This is a genomic window from Anabaena subtropica FACHB-260, from assembly GCF_014697105.1.
Taxonomy (GTDB): domain Bacteria; phylum Cyanobacteriota; class Cyanobacteriia; order Cyanobacteriales; family Nostocaceae; genus Trichormus; species Trichormus subtropicus.
On the sequence record NZ_JACJRF010000044.1, the window covers coordinates 15,858 to 39,376 of the forward strand.

Annotated in this window: 28 protein-coding genes; 14 read left to right on the forward strand and 14 right to left on the reverse strand. The window is 41.6% G+C overall.

Annotation, left to right across the window (positions count from 1 at the left end):
- Positions 1–136 precede the first annotated feature (136 nt).
- Together H6G18_RS19895 and petN are read right to left on the reverse strand one after the other, a co-directional pair.
- Positions 137–298, reverse strand: coding sequence for a hypothetical protein (locus H6G18_RS19895; protein ID WP_190408832.1), 162 nt, complete (start codon positions 296–298; stop codon positions 137–139).
- A gap of 7 nt (positions 299–305) precedes the next feature.
- Positions 306–395, reverse strand: coding sequence for a cytochrome b6-f complex subunit PetN (gene petN / locus H6G18_RS19900; RefSeq protein WP_010998401.1), 90 nt, complete (start codon positions 393–395; stop codon positions 306–308).
- A 179-nt stretch (positions 396–574) separates the two neighbouring features.
- On the opposite strand from petN, the gene H6G18_RS19905 reads away from it, so the two are divergent.
- Positions 575–1,036 carry a hypothetical protein gene (locus H6G18_RS19905; protein ID WP_190408833.1) on the forward strand — a complete coding sequence of 154 codons (462 nt, stop codon included), beginning with the start codon at positions 575–577 and terminating at the stop codon, positions 1,034–1,036.
- Between the two features lie 50 nt (positions 1,037–1,086).
- Positions 1,087–2,268 (forward strand): pyridoxal phosphate-dependent aminotransferase, encoded by a 1,182-nt coding sequence (locus tag H6G18_RS19910; RefSeq protein WP_190408834.1) that lies wholly within the window; start codon positions 1,087–1,089, stop codon positions 2,266–2,268.
- 74 nt (positions 2,269–2,342) lie between these two features.
- On the opposite strand, the gene H6G18_RS19915 is transcribed toward H6G18_RS19910, so the two are convergent.
- The 4 genes from H6G18_RS19915 to H6G18_RS19930 all read right to left on the reverse strand — a co-directional run bounded on the left by H6G18_RS19915 (position 2,343) and on the right by H6G18_RS19930 (position 6,315).
- Positions 2,343–3,155 carry a DUF4351 domain-containing protein gene (locus H6G18_RS19915; RefSeq protein WP_199311773.1) on the reverse strand — a complete coding sequence of 271 codons (813 nt, stop codon included), beginning with the start codon at positions 3,153–3,155 and terminating at the stop codon, positions 2,343–2,345.
- 257 nt (positions 3,156–3,412) lie between these two features.
- Entirely contained in the window at positions 3,413–4,816 is a 1,404-nt protein-coding gene (locus tag H6G18_RS19920; RefSeq protein WP_190408835.1) for an NAD(P)(+) transhydrogenase (Re/Si-specific) subunit beta, read from the reverse strand.
- The gene (locus tag H6G18_RS19925) at positions 4,813–5,106 is read right to left on the reverse strand and encodes an NAD(P) transhydrogenase subunit alpha (protein ID WP_190408836.1); all 294 of its coding nucleotides are present in this window, start codon (positions 5,104–5,106) and stop codon (positions 4,813–4,815) included. Before H6G18_RS19925 ends, H6G18_RS19920 begins: the two co-directional genes overlap by 4 nt.
- Positions 5,107–5,145: 39 nt before the next feature.
- Positions 5,146–6,315, reverse strand: coding sequence for a Re/Si-specific NAD(P)(+) transhydrogenase subunit alpha (locus tag H6G18_RS19930; RefSeq protein ID WP_190408865.1), 1,170 nt, complete (start codon positions 6,313–6,315; stop codon positions 5,146–5,148).
- A gap of 737 nt (positions 6,316–7,052) precedes the next feature.
- On the opposite strand from H6G18_RS19930, the gene H6G18_RS19935 reads away from it, so the two are divergent.
- The gene (locus H6G18_RS19935) at positions 7,053–7,565 is read left to right on the forward strand and encodes a DUF2808 domain-containing protein (protein ID WP_190408837.1); all 513 of its coding nucleotides are present in this window, start codon (positions 7,053–7,055) and stop codon (positions 7,563–7,565) included.
- A 96-nt stretch (positions 7,566–7,661) separates the two neighbouring features.
- On the opposite strand, the gene H6G18_RS19940 is transcribed toward H6G18_RS19935, so the two are convergent.
- A complete protein-coding gene (locus tag H6G18_RS19940; RefSeq protein WP_190408838.1) occupies positions 7,662–8,258 on the reverse strand; it encodes a hypothetical protein in 597 nt (198 codons plus the stop codon).
- Positions 8,259–8,449: 191 nt separating this feature from the next.
- Here H6G18_RS19940 and rpmH point away from each other — a divergent pair, with 191 nt between their 5' ends.
- The 6 genes from rpmH (at position 8,450) to H6G18_RS19970 (ending at position 12,166) form a co-directional block, all read left to right on the forward strand.
- Positions 8,450–8,584: a 50S ribosomal protein L34 gene (gene rpmH / locus H6G18_RS19945; RefSeq protein ID WP_190408839.1), complete on the forward strand. Its 135-nt coding sequence runs from the start codon at positions 8,450–8,452 to the stop codon at positions 8,582–8,584.
- Between the two features lie 25 nt (positions 8,585–8,609).
- Positions 8,610–9,032 (forward strand): ribonuclease P protein component, encoded by a 423-nt coding sequence (rnpA, locus tag H6G18_RS19950; protein WP_190408840.1) that lies wholly within the window; start codon positions 8,610–8,612, stop codon positions 9,030–9,032.
- On the forward strand, positions 9,019–9,402 hold the full coding sequence (locus H6G18_RS19955; RefSeq protein WP_190408841.1) for a PH domain-containing protein: 384 nt from the start codon (positions 9,019–9,021) through the stop codon (positions 9,400–9,402). The genes rnpA and H6G18_RS19955 overlap by 14 nt, the downstream gene beginning before the upstream one ends.
- Positions 9,403–9,724: 322 nt before the next feature.
- A complete protein-coding gene (gene yidC, locus H6G18_RS19960; protein ID WP_190408842.1) occupies positions 9,725–10,867 on the forward strand; it encodes a membrane protein insertase YidC in 1,143 nt (380 codons plus the stop codon).
- Positions 10,868–10,870: 3 nt separating this feature from the next.
- The gene (locus H6G18_RS19965; protein ID WP_190408843.1) at positions 10,871–11,389 is read left to right on the forward strand and encodes a Jag family protein; all 519 of its coding nucleotides are present in this window, start codon (positions 10,871–10,873) and stop codon (positions 11,387–11,389) included.
- 267 nt (positions 11,390–11,656) lie between these two features.
- Positions 11,657–12,166: a YceD family protein gene (locus H6G18_RS19970; protein ID WP_190408844.1), complete on the forward strand. Its 510-nt coding sequence runs from the start codon at positions 11,657–11,659 to the stop codon at positions 12,164–12,166.
- Between the two features lie 309 nt (positions 12,167–12,475).
- Here H6G18_RS19970 and H6G18_RS19975 read toward each other — a convergent pair whose 3' ends face one another.
- From H6G18_RS19975 to H6G18_RS19985, 3 genes are all read right to left on the reverse strand, one after another.
- The gene (locus H6G18_RS19975) at positions 12,476–14,062 is read right to left on the reverse strand and encodes a glucose-6-phosphate isomerase (protein WP_190408845.1); all 1,587 of its coding nucleotides are present in this window, start codon (positions 14,060–14,062) and stop codon (positions 12,476–12,478) included.
- A 104-nt stretch (positions 14,063–14,166) separates the two neighbouring features.
- Positions 14,167–14,424, reverse strand: coding sequence for a cytotoxic translational repressor of toxin-antitoxin stability system (locus H6G18_RS19980; RefSeq protein ID WP_190408846.1), 258 nt, complete (start codon positions 14,422–14,424; stop codon positions 14,167–14,169).
- Between the two features lie 94 nt (positions 14,425–14,518).
- Positions 14,519–14,716 (reverse strand): hypothetical protein, encoded by a 198-nt coding sequence (locus H6G18_RS19985; protein WP_190408847.1) that lies wholly within the window; start codon positions 14,714–14,716, stop codon positions 14,519–14,521.
- Positions 14,717–14,931: 215 nt separating this feature from the next.
- Between H6G18_RS19985 and H6G18_RS19990 the strand changes: the two genes are divergently transcribed.
- Together H6G18_RS19990 and H6G18_RS19995 are read left to right on the forward strand one after the other, a co-directional pair.
- On the forward strand, positions 14,932–16,065 hold the full coding sequence (locus H6G18_RS19990) for a branched-chain amino acid ABC transporter permease (RefSeq protein WP_190408848.1): 1,134 nt from the start codon (positions 14,932–14,934) through the stop codon (positions 16,063–16,065).
- On the forward strand, positions 16,055–16,837 hold the full coding sequence (locus H6G18_RS19995) for an ABC transporter ATP-binding protein (RefSeq protein ID WP_190408849.1): 783 nt from the start codon (positions 16,055–16,057) through the stop codon (positions 16,835–16,837). The genes H6G18_RS19990 and H6G18_RS19995 overlap by 11 nt, the downstream gene beginning before the upstream one ends.
- Positions 16,838–16,947: 110 nt before the next feature.
- Here H6G18_RS19995 and H6G18_RS20000 read toward each other — a convergent pair whose 3' ends face one another.
- Positions 16,948–17,859 (reverse strand): hypothetical protein, encoded by a 912-nt coding sequence (locus tag H6G18_RS20000; protein ID WP_190408850.1) that lies wholly within the window; start codon positions 17,857–17,859, stop codon positions 16,948–16,950.
- Between the two features lie 164 nt (positions 17,860–18,023).
- Entirely contained in the window at positions 18,024–18,614 is a 591-nt protein-coding gene (locus H6G18_RS20005) for a DUF2087 domain-containing protein (protein ID WP_190408851.1), read from the reverse strand.
- Between the two features lie 184 nt (positions 18,615–18,798).
- On the opposite strand from H6G18_RS20005, the gene H6G18_RS20010 reads away from it, so the two are divergent.
- Together H6G18_RS20010 and H6G18_RS20015 are read left to right on the forward strand one after the other, a co-directional pair.
- Complete coding sequence (locus H6G18_RS20010) at positions 18,799–19,002, forward strand: helix-turn-helix domain-containing protein (protein ID WP_390825482.1); 204 nt, start codon at positions 18,799–18,801, stop codon at positions 19,000–19,002.
- 132 nt (positions 19,003–19,134) lie between these two features.
- Positions 19,135–19,824: a Uma2 family endonuclease gene (locus H6G18_RS20015; RefSeq protein ID WP_190408853.1), complete on the forward strand. Its 690-nt coding sequence runs from the start codon at positions 19,135–19,137 to the stop codon at positions 19,822–19,824.
- A gap of 57 nt (positions 19,825–19,881) precedes the next feature.
- Here the strand turns inward: H6G18_RS20015 and H6G18_RS20020 are convergent, their stop codons facing one another.
- Together H6G18_RS20020 and glpX are read right to left on the reverse strand one after the other, a co-directional pair.
- Positions 19,882–21,168, reverse strand: coding sequence for a glutamyl-tRNA reductase (locus H6G18_RS20020; RefSeq protein WP_190408854.1), 1,287 nt, complete (start codon positions 21,166–21,168; stop codon positions 19,882–19,884).
- A 149-nt stretch (positions 21,169–21,317) separates the two neighbouring features.
- Complete coding sequence (glpX, locus tag H6G18_RS20025; protein ID WP_190408855.1) at positions 21,318–22,355, reverse strand: class II fructose-bisphosphatase; 1,038 nt, start codon at positions 22,353–22,355, stop codon at positions 21,318–21,320.
- Positions 22,356–22,754: 399 nt separating this feature from the next.
- Between glpX and H6G18_RS20030 the strand changes: the two genes are divergently transcribed.
- Positions 22,755–23,444, forward strand: coding sequence for a TerC family protein (locus H6G18_RS20030; RefSeq protein ID WP_190408856.1), 690 nt, complete (start codon positions 22,755–22,757; stop codon positions 23,442–23,444).
- Positions 23,445–23,519: the final 75 nt, after the last annotated feature.

Genomic DNA, 23,519 nt, shown 5'->3' on the forward strand with positions numbered 1-23,519 from the left:
AACAAGTAGGAAATGGGAGCCATTGTTTTTGAATGGATACATCCTCCACCTTTCTTGATAAAAATTTAGGGACACGATAAAATCATGTCCCTGGAAAAAGATGTCGGAAAACTGCGTTCAATTTGTCGCTTGAGAATTATCGCCGTTTGGGATTGCTGCGTCGGAGTTCGCGCTTTTCGCTTTCTCGAAGACGGCGATCGCGCCAGTCTGCTAACGTTAAATAACCAACGCCACCTGTAACAGCTACTAACAGCACTAAGGCAAGTAAAGCCAAAATACTTAGGAATGGATTTTCCACGGTTCCTCTACAGTCCGTTACGTCCCCAAACTACCATCGCAATCGACCAAGTAAACACAACTAATAGTGATACCCAACCCAGTGTCAAAATCGCCATAGTCTCTCTTTGGAAATTATTTACAAAACGTCTCTAATATTTATCATACTGGGGACTAGGTATTTAGAGATGAGAGAAGTGGAGGAGATTAGGGGGATGAGGGAGAAATAATTCTATATTTTTTAGTGACTCTCTTGCTTTTCTACTTGTTTCTAGTGGTTGTGAATGTCAAATTTCCTATGAATAGAATTTCCAATCCCCAATTAATGGCTGAACGTCTGGAATCTCTCAAGGCTGGAATTGTTGGGGGATTCGCTCTGGGGTTTGCTTTTTTAATTACCAGTGAGATCAATACTCTAGTACTGGCAAAGTATTTTCCTATACTCAGAAGTCTGCAAATCGGTGTTAATTGGCCTTGGTTGTTGAGTGGAGCGATCGCTGGTTTCTCTGGTTTACTCTTTGGTGTTACTTACCGCTATATCATCCGCACAGATGAAAATCCTCAATTGAAAACTGGTGCGGTTATGGCTTTTGGTTTGGTGCGGGGGTTAACTCAGATAGAAATGGGGTGGAATAGCAGCAGTACAGTTTTACCCTTTGTTGTGCTGGCTAGTGAAAGTATCTTGTGGTTTGTGGTAGCGGCGATCGCTGTTGATATGGCTATCCAACTCGGCTGGGTGAAATCTTTTCCATCCAGCTAAGTTTTTTGTATCCATAGTCAGCAAAACTAATGATTATTAATTATTGACAAATGACTAATCGTATGATTTCGGTACAATCCCCAATTATTCCTGTAGTTGGGGAATTAATTCACAATTCACCAGGAACTATTTCTCTAGGACAAGGTGTGGTTTCCTACAGTCCCCCACCAGAAGCTATTGAGATGTTGCCAAAATTTTTGGCTGATCCTGCGAATAATTTATATAAAGCTGTTGAAGGTATTCCACCATTGTTAAATACTTTGACAGAAAAATTGTCAACTTTCAACAAAATTGAGATTACAGCAGATAATTGCATTGTGGTAACTGCGGGAAGCAATATGGCGTTTATGAACGCTATTTTGGCAATTACTTCTCCTGGCGATGAAATTATTTTAAATACGCCTTACTACTTCAATCACGAAATGGCGATCGCTATGGCTGGTTGTCGTGCAGTATTGGTAGAAACCGATGAAAATTACCAACTGCGTCCAGAGGCGATCGCTCAAGCTATTACCCCAAAAACACGAGCAGTAGTTACAATTTCACCAAATAATCCCACTGGTGTTGTCTATCCCCAAGATTTGTTAAATAAAGTAAATCAAATTTGTGGCGATCGCGGTATTTATCACATCAGCGATGAAGCTTATGAATATTTTACTTATGACGGAGTGAAACACGTTTCTCCTGCATCATTTCCAGGCAATAGTGAATATACTATTTCTCTATTTAGCCTTTCTAAAGCTTACGGGTTCGCCAGTTGGCGAATCGGCTATATGGTGATTCCCAAACATCTGCTTGTCTCCATTAGAAAAGTCCAAGATACGATTTTGATTTGTCCACCTGTAGTTTCTCAGTATGCAGCGTTAGGAGCGTTACAAGCCAAACCAGAGTATTTACGAGCAAATATTGGAGCGATCGCTCAAGTAAGACAAATAGTCCTCGACTACCTCAATCAATTACAAGGGTTATGTACTATTACACCCGCCGATGGCGCTTTTTATTTCTTTCTGAAAGTGTATACCCAAATGAATGCTTTTGAACTAGTCAAACTGCTGATTCAAGAATATAAAGTAGCTGTGATTCCAGGGACAACTTTTGGTATGGAACAAGGTTGTTATTTGCGCGTTGCTTATGGTGCATTGCAAAAAGATACTGTTAAAGAAGGGATGGAAAGATTAGTCAAAGGAATCAACCAAACTTTAAAAACACTCCCAGCATCAAAAGAAGCTTGAGTGCGATCGCTTTTTTAACGAACTGTAAAAGACGCAAATGAATAAAGAGAGCGATCGCATGGTGAAATACAATCTTACTGCTGCTGTTGCAACCAAGTTACTAAATCAGCTTCAGTAGAAAAATCTAGTAATGCTTCAGCTAAATCCTCTAACTGAGTTGAAGATAATCCCCGCACTCGCTCTTGTAATTCAGGGGTAATATCACCAATTCGTCTTGTCAATAGACGTTGAATTATTTTCAATTCTCCTTGTTGCAGCCCTTGTTGTATCCCTTCCTCCATCCAACTAGTGACGATCTGCATAACTACCTCTTGTTGAGTTGGTTCAAATTGAGCAATTTCAGACTGGAAAATTTCTGTTTCTTGGGTATTTAGGCGTAGGTAGGTGTCAATAAACCCAGAAATTAACTGCATCCGTGCTGGATCTAACTGCAATGTAGCTAAAAGACGTAGACACTCAGATTTTACTCTGGGGCGGTCTTGTGGTGCTATGTTCATTTTAGCCATCAGCGCACTAGCTACGGGATTTTGCTGTTGTAGGTATTCTCGCCAATTCAGGCGATTTAACTGAATAACATCATAGTTGAATTGCAAGACCAGCTTATTGGGAAATGCTACCTGATGAAAATTTGGTTCGGCTTTTTTGGGGCGATCGTAAGAAAATAGAGCAATAGGATAAACTGGCAAGGCGTATTTTTCATACAATCTGGCAAAGTAACGATACATCCGCAAATCAAAAGCTTCTTGATAATAAGCTTGATGTTCTAGATGTACTAGGAAAAACGATTCTTTCTCTCTAAATCTGGCTTTTACGATTAAATCAGTTTCATATTTTTCGCCAGCAGTAACATCGGTAAATACTTCTTTGTCAATGAAGTTGATTTCCATGATACTGACTTAGTAGCAACAAACCTTTTGGAGGCTCACTTATACAAAGCAAAAAACCTTGATCCAAATCAAATTGTCAAAGCAATTAATTGGAGGAAAGCCCACTACGACACTGAATTCCGCAAACAAATAGGTTTAACAGACACAACTATAATTAGTACAAATAATTTATAGGCTCGAAATAGTCTCTGAAAAAACTTGCCTCAGAAGCATCACACCCCCAAGGCAAGTAAATCATCCAAATTATTATTAATTCCCTAAAGTTGCTTCACTTCTGAAACTAACTTCGCTACCATATCTTTTGCACTACCAAAAAGCATCGTGGTTTTATCTTTGTAGAATAACTCATTATCTACACCGGCAAAACCTGCACTCATCCCACGCTTAATAACAATAGTGTGCTTCGCCCTATCTACTTCCAAAATTGGCATCCCATAAATTGGGCTAGCGGTATCACTCCGCGCCGCCGGATTGACTACATCATTAGCCCCAATTACTAAAGCCACATCTGCTTGCTCAAATTGGGGGTTAATATCTTCCATATCATACAACTGGGTGTATGGCACATTCGCCTCGGCTAACAACACATTCATGTGTCCGGGCATTCTCCCAGCAACGGGGTGAATGGCATACTTAACATCAACACCCATCCGTTCTAATTGGTCTGCCAATTCTCTCACACTATGCTGTGCTTGAGCTACCGCCATCCCATAACCAGGGACAATCACCACAGAACGAGCATAACCCAACATCATCGCGCCTTCTTCGGGATCGATGCTGTGGACGGTTTGATCTGTTGTACCAGTAGCCGCACCAGCGCCACCTGCACTCACAGAACCAAAGGCGCTGAATAGGACACTGAACAGGGAACGGTTCATGGCTTTACACATGATTTCCGTCAAAATTAAACCGGAAGCCCCCACCAATGCGCCGGCGATGATTAACATATTGTTCATCACCACGAAACCAGCCGCAGCCGCCGCTATCCCTGACAAGGAGTTCAACAGGGAAATTACTACCGGCATATCTCCCCCACCGATGGGGATGACAAACATCACACCCAAAACTAGGGAAACGGCAACGACTGCCAAGAATACAGGTAAGCTATCTGGCGTGATAATTAAATAAGCACTCCCCGCTAGATAACCACCCAGAAGCAAGAGGTTAAATGGTTGTTGTAACGGAAATGTTATTGGGGAACCGCTAATTAATCCTTGCAATTTGGCAAATGCTAGAAAACTACCTGTGAAGGTGACACCACCAATCAACACATCCAATAACATGGAGATGTTGACATCTAAAGGTACAGGTGCGCCAGCATCCAATAACCGCCAGAACTCAGCTACAGCAACTAACGCCGAAGCCGCACCACCCAAACCGTTGAGTAAACCCACCATTTGGGGCATTTCTGTCATCTGGACTTTGTAGGCAGCGATCGCACCAATAGCTGAACCAATCGCTAAACCTAACAAAATCATTTCATAATTGAGGACGTGCTGATCTAGCATTGTGGCAACAATTGCCAGCAACATCCCTACAGCCGCAATGACATTACCGTTACGCGCCGAAGCCGGAGAACCTAATTTCTTTAAGCCCAAAATAAATAAGGATGCAGCGACTAAGTACGTCAGCTGTATTCCAGTTGGTAAAAAGTCGCTCACGCTTTAACTTCCTTTTTCTTGAACATTTGCAACATTCTATCGGTAACAAGAAACCCAGCAACTACGTTGACTGTGGCTAGAGTCACGGCAATCAAACCCAGAATTACAGATAAATTGGTGTTTCTTTCACCAGCTGCTAATATCGCGCCAATCACAGCAATACCAGAAATGGCATTTGAGCCTGACATTAGTGGTGTATGCAGAGTAGGCGGTATTTTATTGATGACTTCAAAGCCAATAAATGATGCCAACACAAACACAAACAAAGCTGCAAGTAATGCCTCTGTCATTTAAAACTCCTTAATTATTGAGAGGCTAGAGACTAGTCTCTAGTCCCTAACTAGTTGAGTAGCCGAAGCTTGTAACGCATCCTTGACGCGTTGATTGCGAATTTCCCCGGCGTGGGTAATGCAAGCCGCATCGATAATGTCATCAGTAAAATCTACTTGTAAAGCTTTGTCTTTAATTAGCAATTGCAGCAAAGATGTCAAGTTCTTGGAATACAATTGGCTGGCGTGGACTGGCATTGATGAAGGGAGATTGATGGGGCCGATAATTGTCACACCATTCCAGACAATATCTTTACCGGGATCAGTACAGGCGCAGTTACCACCTTGTTCAGCCGCTAAATCGACAATTACTGAACCTGGTTTCATTTGTGCAACCATTTCTGCTGTGACTAGCACCGGTGCTTTTCTACCTGGGACTTGGGCAGTTGTGATGACTATATCCGAATTTTTGACGTGTTCTGCTACGACTTCCTGAGTTCGTTGTTTACTAGCTTCAGAAATTTCTTTGGCATAACCACCGGCGGCGGTTGTTTCTTCTTCGAGTTTGACTTCGACGAATTTTGCCCCTAAACTTTGCACCTCTTCTTTGACAGCCGGACGAATATCAAAGGCTTCTACAACTGCACCCAATCGTCTAGCCGTGGCGATCGCTTGCAATCCTGCTACACCAGCACCCATAATAAATACTTTAGCTGGGGCAATTGTCCCTGCGGCGGTTGTCAACATGGGGAAATATTTTGGTAACGTCGCTGCCGCAATTAAAACTGCTTTATAACCCGCCAGTGATGCTTGTGAAGATAACGCATCCATAGATTGCGCCCTGGTAGTTCTGGGGATCAGTTCCATACTCAAGGCTGTGACTTTACGGTTCGCCAATTGCTGCGCGACTACAGGATTTCCTAAGGGATTGAGGAAGCTAATTAATACAGCCCCTTCCCGCAATAAATCAATTTCTGAGCGTCCATCTTCTCGTTCTTGCGGTGGGCTGACTTTTAACAAAACATCAGTTTCTCCCCATAATTTACCGGAATCACTAATAACCGTGGCTCCTGCGGCTTCATAAGCAGCATCATCAAAAAATGAACGCTCTCCCGCACCTGTTGCTACCCAAACCTCCAAACCTTGCTTTACTAATCGGGCAACAGTGTCAGGATTTAAGGCTACACGCCGTTCACAAACTTCTATTTCTTTAGCAACTGCTATTCTCATGAAATCTCCTGAAGATAAATACCTAATTTCTGCCAAATCTGCCACTTTTTTCATTAGGAATGTCATTAACTCATAGTTCCTGGTGTGAACCATGAAAAATTTATTTTCCTTGTTGTTTGAAACTTGAGAGTTCCCCTGGAATCTGGCAATGCAACAGACAAAGCCTTACTTAGCATCTGGCAAATTTCCCACTTACTGATAGTTGCCAATTGCTTACATATTGCAAATTCTATTTTGATACCCCAATTTTTATCTATGTCTTTAGCTTATTTTCGGAATTGCAAAATCTTGATGTTTATTTTCTCTTACACACTGCAATATTCAGCAAATTTATCAATTTTTCCAATAAATCATTTCCTAACAAATTTTTAGTTATTCTTTGTAATGATTATTGATGTAATTCCCACATATTTTTACCAATCTATCTCAACTTAACAGGCGATCGCTAATTAGATAGCTCAATTTTTATAACAAACAGCCTCAATTAAGATACACTTGTACATATTTAGCAACAAAATCATCTAGCAACCGTATTTCTATTTACTTGCAGTACTAGTGTTTTTACTAACAGATATAATTCCCAAAAAAATGGCACTTTTTGCCTCCACTGAACGTCTAGATGGTATCACACAAACCAAAACTAACTGCATCCTTACTTAAAAACTCAACTGTTCCCTTGTGTTCATAAGTCTTGTGATATGTATAACAGAACCCTAATTTGGTGGAGGAACCCAACTATGAGACGTTTACTTTCAGCTTTAGCCGTTACTGGTTGTGTAATAGCTGCCTTACCAACCATTACCTCAGCACAGAGTCTACCCGGATTGACTTTGTTTAGTGGTGTCAAAAGTGAAAATCAACTGCCATTTCGCTTAGACTTTGGTGGACAGTCCAATGGCTGGGATAGATACAGATTAAGAATTCCCGCCGATAAAATGAAATTGGCTGCGGCTCAATTTGCTATTACCTATCCGGATTACTATAAAGGAACTTTTGATACCAAAGATATTGAAATAGAAGTTAGAGGTAAAAAAATTCCTGTTTCTGAAGTGAAGTGGGACAAAGAATCTCGTCTACTGGAAATCTTCCCTGAAGAACCAGTACCAGCAGGTAGCAGGGTAGAGTTAGTTCTTTCTAATGTACGCAATCCTTCATTTGGTGGAACTTTCTATTTCAACTGCCAAATTCTTTCACCTGGAGATGTCCCTTTACTACGTTACTTGGGAACCTGGATTGTGAGCATTAATTAGTTAATAGTCAATAGTCCATAGTTCAAATCTTCATCTTTAACTTGCGACTATTGACTATTGACTACTGCTTTTCCGTGTTGCAACTAATAACAAAATTTAAGTAGGGCGGCGATACTGCAAAAATATTGGAGCTAAAGCCATAGCCAGTAATGCCCATGTTGGACAATACTCTGGTACAGACTGGGTAGTCGAAACGATAACCGACTGAAAAGTAGAAACAATAGCAGTATTTCGTACACCGTAAAACAAATTACCTTGATTAGACGAAATTCCTCCAAAAAGAGGTACAGAGCTATTAACACCAACTGTAATATTTCCAGTATTTAAATCAACAATCCCATTAACTGGAACTCCAAGAAAATTATTTAAGGTTTCAACGTAAGTGTTGCCATCACTGGCTTGTAACCTGTATGTAAAGTCAATCAAAACAGCAGAGTTGCGCTGATTTGGCACTAACAACTGATCATCATAGCTGTAGCTACCACTAACTGTATCACCGACTTCAACGCCTCTGAGGTTAGATCCAGGTGGTAATAGCCAACCTCCTCCGTACAGTTCTGTAACAACACCAATATAATCATATGTAAAAATAGCAGCCTGAGCAGTATTTGCTCCGCTAGCAACCAAGACCACAGTTGTAGCACCAGTAAGAGCAGCGTGAAAAATTTGTTTGAATTTATTTATAAAAGTCATTTATGTAATACAGCAAGATAGCTTAATCAAAAAATTGGTAGCTTGATTTTGACATAAAGTTAACTTCATCAGGTGTGTTTGCCAATATCCCATAGGCTATAAGTCATAGGGCGCATTTTCCAATGCTATTATTTAGTGATACGATAATAGATTGTGACTTTTTATAAAAAATCGTCTAAGAGGACAAGAGTATGCAGAGAACCCTTGGAGGGACCAACCGTAAGAGAAAAAGGACTTCTGGGTTTCGTGCCAGAATGCGGACTCCAGATGGCAGAAACGTCATCAAAGCCAGGAGAAAGAGAGGACGCTATCGCTTGAGTGTGTAGGGTATTTTAGGCGCAAAGAATAGCTGTGGCATTGCCCAAAGCAAATCGATTAAAATCCCGCCGAGATTTTCAGGCAGTTTTCCGAGAAGGGCTGAGACGACATAGCTCTAATTTTACATTGCGAGCCTTAAAGCCGTCATTTGCCAAAAGTTCTTCTTTGGATACTGCCACCAAAACACAACCAGCAAACGACGTACAATCAATTCCTAGCACGCTTATTGGTGTTTCGATTAGTACTAAAGTCAGCAAAAAAGCAGTGGTGCGTAACCGACTTAAACGGCAAATTACGGCAGTAATGCAGCAATTATTGCCGCAATTAGCACCAGGATGGAAAATAGTGGTAATTGTGAAGCCAACAGCCGCAGAATCTGAGTGCGTAAGCCAACAATTTCTGCAAGAATTAAAGCAGTTGTTGGCAGAAACTGAGGTATTAAATGGGCATTCGTGAAGAAGTTTATTATGAAGGCGGGCCCCACATTGGGGATCTGATTTTGAATATACTAGTTGGACTAACTGTTGTAGGCATTCCCTTAGCAGTTGGGGCAATTGTTAGAGCATTGTGGTTACGCTACCGGATCACCGATCGCAGAATATCTGTAACGGGTGGTTGGATGGGACGCGATCGCTCAGACGTGATTTATTCAGAAATTACCAAGGTCGTCAAAGTTCCCCGTGGTCTTGGTATTTGGGGCGATATGGTAGTTACTTTAAGAAACGGTAGTCGTTTGGAAATGCGGGCTGTTCCCAATTTCCGCCAAGTCTATGACTACATTAACGAAAAAGTTGCTGCTAGAAATCCTGAATATACCGTTAAGTAGGAAGTAGAGAGATGGGAAATAACTTTATCTTTTTACTGCCATGCTCCATGCCTAACGTCCAACTTTAAAAAATTCTTAATTTTGGATTTTGCGTAGACAAAAGTTTTGTAGGTGGGTTTCTCGCCGTAGGAACGCCACTTGCTACAAGTCGGTAAACCAGTCTAACGCAGTGGCTCAACTTTTCAAGACGAATTTTGAATTGATTGCTCCCCATTTATCATCCTGTGTGGCTATCCGTAGCATAGGATAGTCGCATAGTCATCACTATTTAGATAAATTAGATTCAGTTAAGTTTACAGTACCTCAGGTTGAATTCAGAATAATGGATTTTGGTATCGGGTTTCTCTCGAACAACGTAATGTTGCCGATCATAGACTTTTTCTATAGCGTTGTGCCGAGCTATGGATTGGCGATCGTTGCCTTAACATTGATAATCCGCTTCGCGCTCTATCCCCTGAGTGCTGGTCAAATTCGCAATATGCGGAAAATGCGAATTGTGCAACCTCTAATGCAGAAGCGGATGGCGGAAATTAAAGAGCGCTATAAAGATGATCCGCAGAAGCAGCAAGAAGAAATGATGAACGTCCAAAAGGAGTTTGGCAACCCCTTAGCCGGATGTTTGCCATTGCTGCTGCAAATGCCAGTCCTTTTGGCACTGTTTGCCACTTTGCGGGGTTCGCCGTTTGCTGGGGTTAACTACTCTGTTAACTTGCAAATCTTCCCTTCCGAACAAATCGAACGAATTCAACCCCAAGCCTTCGCCACTCCGCCGCAAAATATTTATATTGCAGATGGTGAACATACCAAAGTTACAGCCATCCTCCCTGGTGGGAATAAGTTAGCTGTAGGGGAAAAAACTAAGATTCAATATCAGACCCTTGATGGTAAACCATTCCCAGTCTTACTGGCAGAACACCCAGAGAGTAAACTGTCTGCTGAATGGAAAATTACCAAGGGTGAAGACCGAATTAAAATCGACGCTGAGGGCAATATAGAAGCCTTACAGCCAGGAGATGTCACCATTCAAGGTACAATCCCCGGATTAGCGGCAGATAAAGGATTTTTGTTCATTGATGCCTTAGGCAGAGTAGGCGCAATCGACCCCGATGGCATAGTCCACTGGGATATCGTGGCAATGATTGTTTTCTTTGGTATCAGCCTCTACGTTAGCCAAGTACTTTCTGGTCAGAATTCTAGTGGTGGAAATCCTCAACAGGATACAGTTAACAAAATCACTCCTGTCATCTTTTCGGGAATGTTTTTGTTCTTCCCTCTACCAGCTGGTGTACTCATGTACATGGTGATTGGTAACGTTTTTCAGACCTTACAGACTTATATTCTCTCCCGCGAACCTTTGCCAGAAGAAATACAAAAAATTGTAGAAACTCAGGAAAAACAAGCGGTGGCTGAACAAAAGACACTACCTTTTGAGCCAAAAAGTTCCAAGAAAAAGACCACAGGTTGATAGATGAGCAACAATCCCATGCAGCGAGGTCAGCAGTGGTTACAATCACTGCTGGAACTCACTGGGATATCAGCTGAGATTTATGGTAGTTTAGAAACTCCTCAATCTCACGACGAAGATTCCCAAGAAACAGATGGTTACTGGTTAACGATTGACGAAACCAACTTAACCCCAGGGCAAATTCAAACGTTAATTGGTGCTGATGGCTCTGTACTAGACGCGATTCAGTACTTAGCTAATTCAACTCTTAACATCAATCAACCCCAGGAAGGACAAGCTTCCTACACTGTGGAACTGAATGGTTATCGAGTCAAAAGACAAGCAGAAATTCAAGAAATAGCGCAAACAGCCGCCGAACAAGTGCGTTCTACAGGCCAAGAAGTGGAAATTAAATCCCTCAGTTCTGCGGAACGGCGTTTAGTGCATACCTTCTTAAAGGATTGTGGCGATTTAGAAACCTTTAGCCGTGGCAAAGAACCCCATCGTCATTTAGTTGTTCGTCCGGCTGTGGATGAATTATGAGAGATAGGGGTTAGAAGTTAGAGGTTAGAGGTTAGAGGTTAGAGACTAGATAGTAAATTTTTTACTTAATACTCATAACTCAGCAAGTACAACTCTTGCGAATGCCCTAAAAAAGGGTAAATAGCCTACAAACAACGCTAAAAAATCTCTCTTTTCCAGTCCCCAATCCCCATATTTATTCTTTCTAAAAGCTAAACTAAAAATGGATCATCAGCAGAATTGCTGATGATTTACATAAATTTTTTGTAATGATGTTTCACAGATCCTATGGACGCAATCTTTATTCCGCAGCTAACTAAAGCCCCGGAGCGGACAGAGGAAGTTCAAGTTAAAGAGTTTCTACCAGGGCTAGAAACATTGACACCAGTTCGTGGTCGCGTCCGCGTACAGCATCACGGTAATTACCTGCAAGTGTCGGCTCAGGCAGAAGCAATTATTACTTGTACCTGCAATCGCTGCTTACAGCAGTACAATGACCGTTTGGTGGTGGATACTCAAGAAGTTATTTGGTTAGATGCGGCTGTCGAGCAAGAGCAAGACTTGCCTCTAGAAAGGGAAGTAGCCATAGAAGATTTGGTAGAAACCATTTCACCTAATGGTTATTTTTATCTGAGTGAATGGTTGTATGAACAAATGTGTTTAGCATTACCTCAACGCCAATTATGTGACATTAATTGTCCGGGTATTCTCACTAATGATAGTAGTGAAAGTTCAGACCAGGTAATTGATAATCGATGGTCTGGGTTAAAGGCTTTGAAAAAGCAATTACCTGGGTAGCATTATCAAGTTAGTTTTGAGGGTTTGTAGTCAGTATTTTTAGTGCTTAGGGAACACCAAAAAACAAATTATGCCAAATTTATGTTGACAGGTTGCGGGTGTTCAGATCCCCGACTTTTTGAAAAAATCGGGGATCTATGACTTGTCATAATTTGTGGGATTTTTTAGCCTTAACTGAACCGTATTGCCTGAGAAGAAGGAGGACTAAAGTCCTGACTACGAACTGACATTGAAAAAGTAAAGCATCCTATAATAGGATGCTTGTTTAAAAAGAAAGGAAATTTTGGTTGAACATTTTATTGAGAGTTATCAGCCAAGGGAAACTTTCAAACTGCTTGGTTGTCCAAGATTTCCCTGGAAGACAACACCGCGTTGATTAGCTTGAAGATGGCGCAAAATCTTGTAAATTGCTTCAACTTGGTCGTTCGCACCTATTTTTTCGGCAATTTGCTCTAAAGACAGGGCTGTTTTTTCTTTTTGGAGTAATCCTACTACTTTTGTTTGCAGATCCAGAATGACAGCCGCAGCTTTTTTACCAGCTTCTACACCTGGTTGATGGTAGGCGTTAATGTTGACCAAGCTAGCATATAAACCAACAGTACGTTCATACAAAGCGATTAATGCCCCAACAGTACGGGCGTTAACTTGGGGAATTGTCACTGTAATGGAATCACGCTGATTTTCATACAAAGCTTGGCGGGTTCCTAGCAGGAAACCAGACAGATAATCACCAGAGGTTACGCCGGGGTCTATTTCTGGAGATGGGCCGTTGCGGTCTTCTAGAACTTCGATTAGGGTAGCAAAGAAATTTGGTACACCTTCGCGTAACTGCTGGACGTAAGCGTGCTGGTCTGTTGATCCTTTGTTACCATAAACTGCAATACCCTGATAAACAGTATTACCGTCTAAGTCTTTTTCTTTACCCAGAGATTCCATTACTAGCTGTTGCAAGTAACGGCTGAATAAAAGCAAACTGTCCTTGTAGGGTAAAACAACCATGTCTTTTTCACCCTTGCCATTACCAGAGTAATACCAAGACAAAGCTAGTAAAGCAGCAGGGTTCTTTTTCAAATCTGGGACGCGGGTAGCGTCATCCATTTCTTTTGCACCTTCTAGCATGGCGCGAATGTCAATGCCCTGTAATGCGGCTGGAACTAGCCCTACAGAGGAAAGTTCTGAGGTACGTCCACCCACCCAGTCATACATGGGAAATGTTGCCAGCCAGCCTTCAGCTTTCGCTATTTTGTCTAGGTTGCTATCAGCACTAGTAATAGCTACTGCATATTGGGCAAAGTTTAAATTTTGTCCAGCATAAGCTTTTTTGACTTCAATCATGCCGTTGCGGGGTTCTGGTGTACCTCCAGATTTGGAGATGACTAAAACCAAGGTGCTGGCAAGATGATTTCGCAGGTGAGTAAGAATGCGATCAATACCGGCGGGATCGGTATTATCGATAAAGTGAATTTTTAGGGGTGGAAATTCAGGGGCGAGAGCTTCAGCCACAAATTCGGGGCCGAGGGCGGAACCACCAATCCCAATGGAAATAATATCTGTAAAGCGGTTTGCTTTTGGAGGATGAATAGCACCCGTTTGAATTTTTTCCGCAAAGGCTTCGATTTGTTCTAGGGTTTGAACAATTTCTTGTGTAAGTTCTGGAGTGGGGGCTAAGTCAGGGTTTCGCAACCAATAGTGTCCCACCATGCGGTTCTCGTCAGGATTGGCGATCGCACCCTTCTCTAATTCCGCCATATCCGTAAACGCTTTGTCAAATTTCGGTAGCAACGAATTCACGAAGGCATCATCAAAACGCATCCGACTGACATCTAGATACAGTCCTAATCCCTCGTGGAAATATAACCATTCTTGGTATCGTTGCCAAAGTGCCTTCGCATCCATAGGGAAATCTCTGGTAAAGTGTCCTTCAAAATCAAGTGTAATGTAAGGTTAGAGCCATCCCTGCTTAGTCTTATACAGTTTTAAGTGTTGAAAATTTCTTCACCTCAAACATCCGGCATGGGTATGACCCGTAAAAATTTTACAATCTCACCCCTGATTTCTATGCCAACTAAATAATTATCTATGGTAAAGCGATGAAATATACCTTCATCGTCCAGTTGTCGTAATTCTGGAAGACAATGCAAGGGCCACTTTTGGGCAAACTCAAAAAAAACAAAATCATAAACTCGCTGATAGGCAGCAGGCTCTAAACTTTTCAGGTCTACCAAAAAAGACCTGGCATAGCGCATTTCCAGACTCACTGAAGTCACCTTGAGAGGGGGCAGGAGGCAGAGGGGCAGGGGGCAGGGGGGCAGGGGGAGAATTTATATGCCAGTACCTAATTCCTCATTCCCTCTACACAAACATCAACATCCGTATTGCTTCTTCCTGAGTTAAGATGTCCCACGGTTGCTGCGATCGCTTGACTTGTTGTATGGCTTTTAACATATAAAAGTCACAATGCAAAGCGTGGATATCATACCAAACGCTTTCCAGTTCTTCATCGCTTAACTGCTCAATTAAGTGATGGATTCTAATTCTCAGTAAGTTCATACATTCTTTACATTACCCAAAGCACTAAGGTATTGTTCCCAAAAATTACCAATGGTGAACGGCAATAAGTCGGTCGCGTCGAGATAGAATGTCGGGAACTGGGAAGAGGCAGGGGGAGCAGGGGAAGCAGGGGAAGTAAAGAAGAATGACTATGGACTATGGACTATGGACTATGGACTATTGACTAATGACCAATGACTAATGACTAATAACTAATGATTGAATATCTAATTTTCTTAGCAATTTCTACAGCAATTTTTGCCCTGTTTAGCTTGGGACTGAATTTACAGTGGGGTTTTACGGGGCTAATTAATTTTGGTCATATCGCTTTTATGACCTTAGGTGCTTATACCACCGTACTATTAAGTCTCAAGGGCGTACCTTTATTTATCTCAGCGATTATTGGGGCGATTTTTGCTGCTTTGTTGGGACTGGTGATTGGTTTTGCTACTTTGCGCCTACGGGAAGATTATCTAGCTATTGTCACAATTGGGACGGGAGAACTGATTCGTTTGGTGGTGAATAACCAAGATTTACCTGTTGGTGATACCTGGGTATCTGGAGCTTTTGGTGTGCAGAGTTATCCTATACCTTTATCGACAGAGCCAAATTTGTTTTTTCGCTTGTTGATGATTGGACTTTTAACATTGCTATTTGCTGTGACTGTGTTTTCTTTGTGGCGCTGGATTCGGAATGCTCAAAAGTTACAGATTGCGGATTCGGCTTATAAAACAAGTAGTAAGCAAGAGCTGGTTTCTCGTTTAAGTGTAGGAATTATTTTAGGATTATTAGCAACAGCAATTTATATTTCTGGGGTAATTACACTCTATAACTACATCCCGAAAGCGGGTTTAATGCTTGTCTCGCTGTTAGTATTAGCGTTTGTATTTTGGCGCTTGGAATATTTAGTGCGATCGCCTTGGGGTCGTGTACTAAAAGCTATCCGCGAAGACGAAGAAATACCTAAGGCAATGGGTAAAAATGTCTTTTGGTATAAGCTCCAGTCTCTCATGTTGGGAGGTGCGATCGCTGGTCTTGCAGGTGCTTTCTTTGCTTGGCAAATTAGTGCTATTTACCCTGATAATTTCCAGCCACAGCTAACTTTTGATTCTTGGATTATGGTGATTTTAGGCGGTTCTGGTAACAATATCGGCACAATCTTAGGTGCTGTAGTTTACTTTGCTTACGATGCCATTACTCGTGAGGTTTTACCAAGAATTATTCCCCTTGATGAAGCACGTTTAGGTGCATTTCGCATCATGGTTATTGGTTTAATTTTGATGGTGCTAATGATTTGGCGGCCTCAAGGTATCTTAGGGAAAAAGGAGGAACTCACCCTTGGTAAATAACCAGTCATCCCCACTTCCTCTATTAGCAGCTAGCGGACTTTGTAAAAGTTTTGGCGGTATTCAAGCTGTTAAAGAAGCAAGAATTGAAGTTGCACAAGGTAGCATCACTGGCTTGATAGGCCCTAATGGTGCTGGTAAAACCACTTTATTTAATTTGCTCTCAAACTTTATTCGCCCAGATAAAGGCCGTGTAATTTTTGATGGCGAACCTATCCAGAATTTACAACCACACCAAATTGCCCAACAGGGACTAGTACGCACGTTTCAGGTAGCTAGGACTCTTTCTAAGCTATCGGTGTTAGAAAATATGCTACTAGCCGCCCAAAAACAGACAGGGGAGAATTTTTGGCAGGTACAGCTACAACCCCAGGTAGTCGCAAAGGAAGAAAAGCAATTGCAAGAACAAGCAATGTTTTTGCTGGAATCTGTAGGGTTGGCGAAGAAAGCTTACGAATATGCAGGTGGTTTGTCTGGAGGACAACGCAAGCTGCTAGAAATGGGGAGGGCTTTGATGACTAATCCCAAGTTGATTTTGTTAGATGAACCAGCAGCCGGAGTTAACCCCAGATTAATCGATGATATTTGCGATCGCATCCTCACCTGGAACCGTCAAGAAGGCATGACCTTTCTAATTATTGAACATAACATGGATGTGATCATGTCATTGTGCGATCGCGTTTGGGTATTGGCTGAAGGACAAAATTTAGCTGATGGAACTCCAGCCGAAATTCAAACCAATTCCCAAGTATTAGAAGCCTATTTAGGAAAATAATTTATGAATAGGTAATTGGTAATGAGTAATTGGTGATTGGGGACAAATTAAATTCTCTTTCATTACTCATTACTCATTACTCATTACTCATTCCCCATTCCCAGCTATTTTTAATACCAAGCCTCAGGAATTAAATCGTACTCCCCAGCTTGTTGCGGAGGAAAGTCACCTGCTTCAATTCTGGCAATAATGTTGGGTAAGGCTTGAATAAACGCTGGACTTCTATCTTTAGGATGTAGTGTCCAAGCAGCAGAATTAGTTAAGTTAGCTCGAAAATAATCGGTCTGCTCCAATTTTTGAGTTACCATAATTTCCCAAGAATCTAACTTACCTTTACCTGCAAGATTACTGAGAACAGTTTTTAATTGAGCAGGTAAGTTATTCATCCATTTTGTATTATAAGAACGCCAAAGGACAGGTATGGGTAAAAATTTATCAAATCGTTTGCAATCTATTAAATAAACTCTGCTACCAAAGGTTTTAAAAATATCAAATGGTTCTGATTTTGGTTGATTTGTAGGCGGGCCTGCAAGTGGACGTACAAACATCATTTGGGGATTTTCTGCCATTAATTTAACAGCTTCTTCAATCCAATTATGATTAGGTTGTTGAAACATTAACATATCACTATCGAAGTGCAACATATAGTCGCTTTTACATTCTTCGATACTAAAAATAGAACCTAAAATGGGATAACCTTTATAGTTATGTGTAAAGCGAATTGGTGTACCAAAATGTTTTCGATAAACTTGCTTGTGATAATTTGCATCGTAATTTATATCGACGACACGATCCACAACACCCGCTTGCAGTAACTTCTGTGTACACTCACGCAGTTCTTGCATTGTACCAATGTGAGGACGAGTCACTTTGTCTCCCATTAGTGGGGCGGTATCAACGGCTAAAACTCTCTCCTCGAAAGGAAAGTTATGCACTTTTACTAAATGAGGAATTGTCTGTAAAAGGAAAGATGTATCCGGCCGCGCCACAAAAATCCACAACGAACAACTCGGATTTGCCATAGTAAAAATACCCCTGTTCTCTATTTTTATGTGTTTGACAGGATATACGATAGGTTGCTTTCATTAAGTAATCGCAATCTCAACTATATTGACCCATATTTCTCCTGTTCGCCAATAAATTCCTGTTGAGCGCTGCATTAGTTGATTGTCTATTAATTTTCGATTTAAGCCTCTGCTAATCGCCAATATACCCCATTTTCTCGCTGCATTAACTTGTAACTAATCAATTCCCGTCTTAGAGTAGCGTAATCAGGATGGTAGTGGTTGAGAATATCATTTACTTCACGCTCTGAATAGTTAATACCTAATTCAAATTTGCTTACCAACCATTTGAGAATGACTAGGCGTTTTTTGCGGCTAGAGGGAATTTCTTTGAGACGTTGGACTTTTGCGGTACTGTTTAAGTCAATCTCTAAATAGTGTTTGAGAACTTTGCTTTCCCAAGCTTCAGTATTTACATCCTCCATTAAAGAGGCTATCTTTTCTGGAGACAAAATTTCTTTACTGATGCTTTGTAACACTTCACCATCTAACTGATATATGCGGCTATTCCCTTCTGGGCGCATTGTGACTAAATTTAGCTCCTTGAGCCTCGCTAGATGATGGGAAACTGTTGGTTCTTTAAGTTGCATCAGCGCGGCTAATTCTTCGACGCTGCATTCCTGATTCGCTAAAATCCCTAAAATTTTCAATCGGCTTTCGTCAGCTAACACTTTGAAAAATTGCAGTAGGGTCTGAAATTGCTCTTGTTTCATAATTTGTTATACTTAATTCGATCTCAATCTAATTAGAGCCAGATCGAATTATTGATGCTGTCCTCATCTGATGCAGCACAAGCTCTGCTTTGGTGTTTTTTGAATTAATGTTAATTTTGCGATTTGTTGTGCGAAAAGTTGAGATTTCTTAAGTTGTTCTTTACATTTTGCTATGTTGAGATTAATGTCACACCGGAAAAGACGGAATTGTGGTATGCCTAGACAAGGTACTTCGCTTGTCCAAGCTGCTAGATTCTTGGGAATAGATCAAAGTTCTCTGTATATGGCTCTACAAAAAGGACAAATCCCCACTCATAAAAGCAATGGTCGGACGGTGATTAGTCAAGGTGCGCTCTTAGATTATCGAGCCAGAACAAGACATCTGTAGATTTTCAGGTATGAAAAATGAGCGATCGCTACATCTTATTTTAAGCTGGGGCGATCGCTCATTTGTTATCTAGGAAACTATCATCTCCACCAACTAAACTATGAGAAAGACCAACAGTGGAGATGTAGCGTTATGGTAATCACGCCCAATACCGCATCTGAGGTCATCTACCCCGAAAGTGACGGACAGCCGATGGCGGATAATACCAAGCAATTTCGCTGGATAGTAACTATCAAAGAAAATTTAGAAATTTCATTTGCAGGTCATCCAGACGTATTCATAGCTGGAGATTTATTTTGGTATCCAGTAGCAGGAAACCCCAATATTAAGCAAGCACCTGATACTTTAGTAGTGTTTGGTAGGCCAAAGGGTGATAGAGGTTCTTACAAGCAGTGGGAAGAAGATAACATCCCTCCACAAGTAGTATTTGAAATCCTATCTCCTGGTAACAAAACCAAAGAAATGGCAAAAAAACTCCTATTTTATCAACGTTATGGAGTTGAAGAATATTATATTTACGACCCAGACGATAACGAATTAACAGGGTTTATACGTTCAGAAGATTGGTTTCAGGAAATTAACGAATTACAAGAATGGATAAGTCCCCGGTTGGGAATACGCTTTGAACTGACTCCCGAAACTCTAGAGATATCTCGTTCTGATGGACAGAAATTTCTTACACCCGTTGAAATTGACCAATTACGCCTACAAGAACGTCAGCAAAAAGAAGCAGCCTTGCAACAACTTGAGCAAGAACGCCAAAAATATCAAGATTTAATCACACGACTGCAAGAAAAGGGGATAAATCCAGAGGAGATTTAGAAGGGTGTGAGGGGAGAATTTAGAATCTACTCTTTCCCCTGAACCCTATGTTTTTAATTAACTAAACTGCTCACCGACATCTAGGTTGAACAGCATTTGCAAGGTTTGCATACAGCGCCTTCTCGCTTCAACATCCTGCTGCGCTCGCAATTGCACCATCGGGTCATGTAAAATTTTATTAACAATACCCCTTGTCAAGGCTTCAATTACCTCTTGATGTTTGTCGCCAAATTCTGAACCCAATCGAGATAAAGCTTTTTCTAATTCTTGTTCGCGGATGGTTTCAATTTTACTCCGCAAGCTGCTAATTGTAGAAACAGTTTCTAGACTGCGCCACCAAATATCAAAAGCTGCGATTTCCTCCTCTAAAAGCCGTTCAGCCTCTTGAGCCATCTTTCTTCTACTTTCGTAGTTTTGGGCTACTACCGCCTTCAAATCATCCACATTGAACGCCTGGACATTTACCAGTTCATTTACGTCTGTATGGACGTTACGCGGTACGGAAATATCAAATAACATTAGAGGTTGATTTGGTGCTAAAACCATTTCTAGTTTAGCCCGATCAAGTATTGGCTCGGTTGCAGAGGTGCTTGTAAACACCAAATGGCTTTCAGCAACGACGCTCATCATGTCTGGAAGCAAATGAGTGCGGATTGGGTGTTCTGAAAATTGCTGCGCTAATTCTTGGGCGCGTTCTCGTGAACGATTGACAATACTGATTTGCGTAGCACCTTTAGAAACTAAGTGCTGTACTAACAGGCGCGACATTTTACCAGCACCGAGAATTGCTACTCGACAAGCTGCTAAATTTTCTGCTTTTATCTGTGCTAACTCAACAGCTGCGGAACTAATAGAAACCGCACCAGTACCAATACTTGTCTCAGTGCGGACTCGCTTACCTGCTGTCAGGGCTTGTTTAAATAATCGATTCAAAATTGTTTTTATACCGTTATATTGCTGCCCCAGTTTGTGAGTATTTTTTACCTGAGCCAGAATTTGACCTTCACCTAGTACTAGGCTATCTAATCCAGCCGCTACTCGCATGACGTGCATAACTGCGTCTTCATGTAACAACACAAATAAGTGCTGACGCAAGGAATGCACTGGCAATTTACTGTGTTCCGAAAGAAACTGAGTTACTTCCCGAATACCGTATTCTGTTTCACCAGCAACTATGTAAATTTCTAGACGGTTACAGGTGCTGAGAATTGCGACTTCATCAATATGGGGATAGCTAGTGAGTTGTGCGATCGCACTTTCTGTCTGTGGTTCTGGAATACTCAGCTTTTCCCGAATTTCAACTGGGGCTGTTTTATGGCTTAACCCCACCACTGCAATATTCATTTCTTATCGGTAATTTAGTAATGGGTTATTTTATGATTGGGGATTGGGGATTGGGTACTGGGGGATTGGGGATTGGGTACTGGGAATGAAATTTACCCCCTACTTCCCCTGCTTCCCCTGCTCCCCCTGCTTCCCCTACTCCCTAATTCCTAGTGCAGTTGCACAACCTTGGGTTGTCCAGCCATGTGAATGGTATCCACAAAACGGGCAGTTTGTGATTGGCTGGAAATAACCAAACTTTGAGTTCTGGCACCGCCCTGGAAGAAGCGTACACCTTGCATAAGATTACCAGAGGTGATACCGCAACCTGCGAAGAGAACATTTTCACCAGATGCTAGTTCATGAGCATCATAGACCTTATCAGGGTCATTGATACCCATAGAGCTGAGACGGTCAAGGTTTGCTTGTTTGCTTTCCCCAATTAAGCCTGTTTTCACTACTTCTGGATCGTAGATCAATTGACCTTGGAAGTGTCCACCCAAAGCACGCATAGCGGCTGCGGAAATGACACCTTCAGGTGCAGCCCCAATACCCATAAGCGCGTGGACGTTAGTCCCAGCAAAACCACAAGATATTGCTGCGCCTACATCACCATCAGAAATCAGCTGTACTCTTGCGCCTGCGTCGCGGATTTCCTTGATTAAATCGTTATGGCGATCGCGCTTCATGACGACTACTACTAGTTCATCAATAGCACGGTCTAGACACTCGGAAAGAATCTTGAGATTTTCCGTAGCTGACTTGTTGATGTCTACTTTGCCTTTGGCTGCTGGTGGTGCTGCTAATTTCTTCATGTAGAAGTCAGGCGCAGCAAATAATCCACCTTTCTCAGAAATAGCCAAGACAGCCATTGAACCGGGTTGACCATAAGCTACTAGGTTTGTACCTTCGCAGGGGTCAACAGCGATATCAATTTCTACTAATTCATCAGGGTTACAAAAGTCTTTTGCATCTGGTTGAGTACAGATACCAACTTCTTCCCCGATATACAGCATGGGTGCGTCGTCGCGTTCCCCTTCTCCAATGACAATGCGTCCGCGCATATAAATTTTATTCATGCGCTCGCGCATTGCTTCTACTGCTACTTGGTCAGCAATATTCTTTTCGCCTTTACCCATCCACTTTGCGGACGCGATCGCGGCTTGTTCAACTACCTCAATAATCTCTAGTCCAAGTGTATTTTCCACAGAGTCGCCCTCTCAACTGCTTGACTTTCCGTCGTTTTTTCTAGCCATTTCAGTTTTCAAGTCTACCAAAGGGCGGATACCTGTGGAAAATAGTATCTACTTGCATCTGTGTTAAGTTTTACTTCTGAGTTATTTTTTTTACGTTAAAGATAAAAATATACTAAGCATTAATCCTGATAGCAATAGTTACTATACATTCACAATTAGTAACTAGAATAGACTGAGATGCTAAAATAACATCACCATTCAAGGCTTTATTATCTGCTATAGATTTATCTTTATTTTTGATTTCATCTCATAATTCGGCGAACTACAACATAAACTTTGTTGTCAGAGTACCGACATATTTTCTATGAAATTGCTGATCCTTGCTAATTTTTACTGCTTGAGAAATCTGGAATGCTAGACCGAATTTTTGACTACCTGCATTTTCATTTCAGCGTTGAAGCATCTATAGTCCTGCTGATATTAGTATTACTAGAGGCGGTACTATCAGCAGATAACGCGATCGCCCTGGCTGCTATCGCCCAAGGGCTAGAAGATAAAAACCTGGAACGCCAAGCCCTCAATATTGGTTTAGTCGTTGCTTATGTGCTGCGAATAACCTTATTGTTGACTGCCACTGAGGTACAAAAATTCTGGCAATTTGAACTCATGGGTGCGGCTTACCTGCTATGGCTGGTATTTCAACACTTTACCTCCGAAGAAACCGCAGACGACCATCATCACGGCCCCCGGTTTGCTAACCTGTGGCAAGCGATACCCGTAATTGCATTTACTGACTTAGCCTTTTCTTTAGATAGCGTGACAACAGCGATCGCTGTCTCTCAAGAAACTTGGCTAGTCATCACTGGAACAACAATTGGGATTGTCACCTTGCGATTTATGGCAGGATTATTTATCCGTTGGTTAGATGAATTTGCCAACCTAGAAGACGCGGGATATATCACTGTAGCTTTGGTGGGTTTGCGTCTGTTGCTAAAAGTTGTTAACGATGATTTTGTCCCACCAGAGTGGTTAATGATTGCGGCGATCGCCGTTATTTTCACCTGGGGATTTTCTAAAAGAAATCTCATAGAATCACCCTAAGTAGAAGTAGAAAAAAGTGAAGTATCGAAATGAGACCAGGGAGTGAGGGAAGGATTTCGATCATCCCTCATCCTC